The sequence below is a fragment of the Zhongshania sp. genome (assembly GCF_041623545.1).
GTDB lineage: Bacteria > Pseudomonadota > Gammaproteobacteria > Pseudomonadales > Spongiibacteraceae > Spongiibacter.
In genome coordinates this window covers 1-4,199 of record NZ_JBFJWS010000280.1, presented here as the reverse complement: position 1 = coordinate 4,199, position 4,199 = coordinate 1, and the positions used below count along the sequence as shown (strand labels likewise).

Genomic DNA, 4,199 nt, shown 5'->3' with positions numbered 1-4,199 from the left:
CGTTATTACAAACCTGGGGCGTGCTGTTACCGTCAATGCGTGCTGAATTTAATTTTGATCAAGGTGATGCCTATAAGACAAATGGCCAGACCTTGAGTGATGCTGACAAAAGTGTACTCGGCAATATTGCTGACCAGTCAGACGAGCCAGACTCAAGTACTTTGGCCGTTTCCTGGGGGGTGGCGGCACAATTTAAGCGGGGCTTGGCGATGTACGCCGCTTATGAACGCTTGTTTTTACACGACTATATGAACAAGTACACGGCAACATTGGGGCTGCGTTATGAATTACCGTAAAGGCCAAAGCTAATCATAGGTGTGACGGTGAGTGGGGCGGCCCGCTATCAACGCCGGCAAGTTTATTTATTCTTATGTATTCAAGTTTTATTACTTGCCGCCTGTGCTAACCCCGCACAGCGTATGGACGCAAAGGCTTTCGAATTTGGTTTCACGAAGCACGTTGTAGAGGGCTTAAATTTTCATCATGTGATCTACGCGACACCACCGTCAAAGTTTAAAGCGCTGCATATTTATCTTGACGGTGATGGTAGTCCTTGGCTGCACGGTCGATATATCGCCAGAGACCCCACACCAAGAAATCCCCTTGTATTAGAATTAGCCAGCCTTGATAGCCAAGCGGATATTATCTATTTAGGGCGACCCTGCTATCTGGGGTTGTTTCGAGAGCCAATGTGCGATGAAACGTTGTGGACGTCGGCGCGTTATAGTGAGCTTGTGGCACGCAGTATGGCCGCCGCCGCACAGAAATTAATTAAGGCTCGGGAGCCGACCAGCGTAAGCTTAATTGGTTATAGCGGTGGTGGTAGTTTAGCGATGTTAATGCTTGCCTATATGACCGACGTCGATGAGGTTATTACTGTTGCCGCGAACTTGGATACTGATCGCTGGGCAGAATACCACGGGTATTTGCCGCTACAGGATTCATTAAATCCCATGTTGTCCCGTTACCCTCGGCACATTCGGTATCGGCATTTTGCTGGGGAGGACGACGAAAATATACCCGCACAGCACATACGAGAATTCGCTGCGCAACACGGCGGCGAATTTGTGCTGCTTCCGGGTATTGGCCATCGCTGCTGCTGGCGAGAGCGGTGGCTAAATTTAATAAAGTAGAGCAAGGTCTGATGCCGGTATCAATCGGTATTAGGGGGCAGCGCTAAGGATAAACAATGAGTGACCAAGATAAAACTCGCGTCAGTACCAAAATTTCTTCACTAGGTGATGATGAGGGCACATTAATATCCTTTGGTTCAGATGCTACTGAACAGGTGTTGCCGAAAATTGAGGATGTTAAGGACCCCGATGACGACAAAACGGCGGTGCTAGCAGGCGACGCGACTCAGCGACGAGACGCCACCTTAGTGCATAGCGAAGAGGGCGAGGATACGGCCTTTTTTATTGATGACGGTAGTTCCGATAAACCAATCGATGGCGCGGGCTTTGATGTCGGTAGCGTACTAAAAGGCCGGTTCCTGTTAGAAAAAAAACTCGGAGAAGGCGGCATGGGCGCGGTGTTCCTTGCTGTTGATCAGCGTAAATTGGAGGCCAAGCACAAGGATCCCTACGTTGCGATAAAGCTAATTTCCGGCGATTTTTCTCGCGACCCAATGGCCTATATTTCCCTGCAGCGAGAGACTGATAAATCACAAAAATTGGCGCACCCTAATATCATCACCGTTTACGATTTTGATCGTGATGGCGATGTGTTCTTCATGACGATGGAAGCGCTTAAAGGTCGCACATTAGATCAGATTATTGCCGACCGAGAACACTGTGCGCTGCATGCAAAGGAATATATTGAAGCCATTGCTCAGGGTATTGCCTATGCCCACAAACGCAATATTGTACATTCAGATTTAAAGCCCGCGAATATTTTTGTTACCGATGAAGGTGTTTTGAAAATATTAGATTTTGGCATTGCAAGGGCCCTATACGGGGGGGCGGACGATATCGGCGAGGTTGTTGGTTTGACGCCGGGCTATGCAAGTTGTGAGATGTTTACCGCAGCGCCACCGCATACTTCGGATGATGTTTATGCGATCGGGGTTATCGCTTACCAGCTATATAGTGGTGAGCATCCATTTGCCAAAAAGAAGGCGATTGTGGCGCGAGATCAGGGCCTAAAGCCAAAGCGAATTAAAGGTATTCCACTATATCAATGGCTGGCGATAAATAGCGCCTTGGCGTTTGCGCGCGATGCCCGCTGCCCTGATGCGGGTCAGTTTTACCGGCAATTTAGCGGTGCTGGCCGTCGAGTAAGGCAGCTAAGCGCTGCCCTAGTGGCGATGGTGCTCACTGCGATTGCGTACTTAGCGTTCTATACGCCTGAGCTGGGGCCAGATATTCCCTTCGCTGAACTGCCTGTAGAGGTACAGCAACAGTTAACGTCACATGTGGCAGACGCTGATTTAGCGCTGAAATTTGGCGATATTAACGGTGCCCTGTATTACCTGGATCGGGCGTACGTATTGCATCCGCACAACCGCGAGGTAATGGGAAAACTCAATAAATTAGTTGCAGATATGGTAGTTGCTATTCGCGCCACGCCTGTAGAACAGGCGCAACGCATTCAACAAGTTAACGAGCTATTGAAGTACGAGTCCTTGGCCCAGAACCCTGAATTACTAAGCCTAAGGAAATCGTTGCTTAGCCCTCGATCTCAGTAAAAGCACCGGCAAACAATGCCGAACTGAGATAGCGCTCGGCAGAGTCGGGAAGAATCGCGACAATAGTTTTGCCCGCATTCTCAGGGCGATTCGCTAAACGCTCAGCTACGGCCATCGCCGCGCCGCTCGAAATGCCTGCCAAAATCCCTTCCTCTTTCATCAAACGATGGGCCCACTGCATGGCCTCATCGTCGTCGACGGCTTCTACGGCATCAACCATACTCAAGTCGAGATTGTCGGGTAGGAAGCCAGCGCCAATACCTTGGATTTTATGGGGAGCGTGTTGTACTTCGACGCCGGTTAGTGCACTGCGAATAAGATTGGTCGAGCTAGGTTCGACGGCGATCGTGGTGATAGCTTTGCCGCACTGCTTTTTAATAAAGCGAGAAATGCCCGACAAGGTGCCTCCTGTGCCCACGCCGGCAACTAGAATGTCGATTTCACCATTGGTGTCCTGCCAAATCTCGGGGCCGGTGGTCCGTTCATGAATAGCCGGATTGGCAGGGTTACTAAATTGCTGGGGCATAAAATAATGCTCGGGATCGCCAGCCACGATGGCTTCGGCGGCGGCGATGGCCGCTTTCATACCTTTGCTGCCGTCACTGAGGACCAGTTTGGCGCCGAGCGCGAGCAAAACCTTACGGCGTTCCATGCTCATGGTGCTTGGCATGGTTAAGGTGATCGGATAGCCACGCGCGGCGGCGACAAACGCTAGTGCAATGCCCGTATTACCGCTGGTGGGTTCGACAATTTCCATGCCGGCTTTAAGTAAACCGTCTTGCTCTGCCTGCCAGATCATATTGGCGCCAATTCGGCATTTAACGCTATTGGCAGGGTTACGGCTCTCCATTTTTACCAGAATATTGTGTTGGCTGATGCGCTTTACTTTAATGAGTGGAGTGTTGCCGATGGTGAGGCTTAGATCGTCAAAAGGGGCGGGCATGGGGATCTCCTGTGGTCTGTGATAAAGGGCCTTCAGTACAAATAGCGTGAGCATCGCCAATCTGGTGCTGAAATGGATTAATATTGCTGGCCTTATTTGTAATTGCCTTATAATGCCAGCTTGGGTAGTCTTCTGCGCAATCATTTTAATCATCGCCTGAATAAGTGTAGAGCAGTGCGACAAGTTTTAGGGAATAGGAATGAAATTTACCGGTACCGATTCATATGTTTCAACTGACGACCTGAGTATGGCCGTTAACGCGGCAGTGACATTGCAGCGTCCCTTACTTATTAAAGGCGAGCCAGGCACGGGTAAGACCTTGCTGGCAGAGCAAGTTGCTGAATCCATGGGTAAAACCCTAATTCAGTGGCATATCAAGTCGACGACAAAAGCGCAGCAAGGCTTATATGAGTACGACGCTGTGTCGCGCTTGCGGGACTCTCAGCTTGGGAATGAAAAAGTTAAAGATATCAGCAACTATATTCGCAAGGGAAAACTCTGGGAGGCCTTTGCGGCCGACGAGCAGGTGGTGTTGCTGATCGACGAAATTGATAAAGCGGATATTGAATT

The 4,199-nt window shown here is 49.9% G+C and carries 5 protein-coding genes; 4 read left to right on the top strand and 1 reads right to left on the bottom strand.

Annotated elements, in window-relative coordinates; genetic code table 11:
* The 3 genes from ABYT30_RS16395 to ABYT30_RS16385 form a co-directional block, all read left to right on the top strand.
* On the top strand, positions 1 to 296 hold a 296-nt coding region (locus ABYT30_RS16395), incomplete at its 5' end, for a hypothetical protein (RefSeq protein ID WP_373097534.1).
* A 27-nt stretch (positions 297 to 323) separates the two neighbouring features.
* On the top strand, positions 324 to 1,133 hold the full coding sequence (locus ABYT30_RS16390; protein ID WP_373097533.1) for an alpha/beta fold hydrolase: 810 nt from the start codon (positions 324 to 326) through the stop codon (positions 1,131 to 1,133).
* 56 nt (positions 1,134 to 1,189) lie between these two features.
* Positions 1,190 to 2,686 (top strand): serine/threonine-protein kinase, encoded by a 1,497-nt coding sequence (locus ABYT30_RS16385; RefSeq protein ID WP_373079383.1) that lies wholly within the window; start codon positions 1,190 to 1,192, stop codon positions 2,684 to 2,686.
* Here ABYT30_RS16385 and cysK read toward each other — a convergent pair.
* Entirely contained in the window at positions 2,667 to 3,629 is a 963-nt protein-coding gene (gene cysK, locus ABYT30_RS16380) for a cysteine synthase A (RefSeq protein ID WP_373079385.1), read from the bottom strand. The two genes, ABYT30_RS16385 and cysK, sit on opposite strands and share 20 nt — an antisense overlap.
* 199 nt (positions 3,630 to 3,828) lie before the next feature.
* Between cysK and ABYT30_RS16375 the strand changes: the two genes are divergently transcribed.
* Positions 3,829 to 4,199, top strand: a 371-nt coding sequence (locus tag ABYT30_RS16375) for an AAA family ATPase (protein WP_373097532.1), incomplete at its 3' end; no start/stop codon positions are given.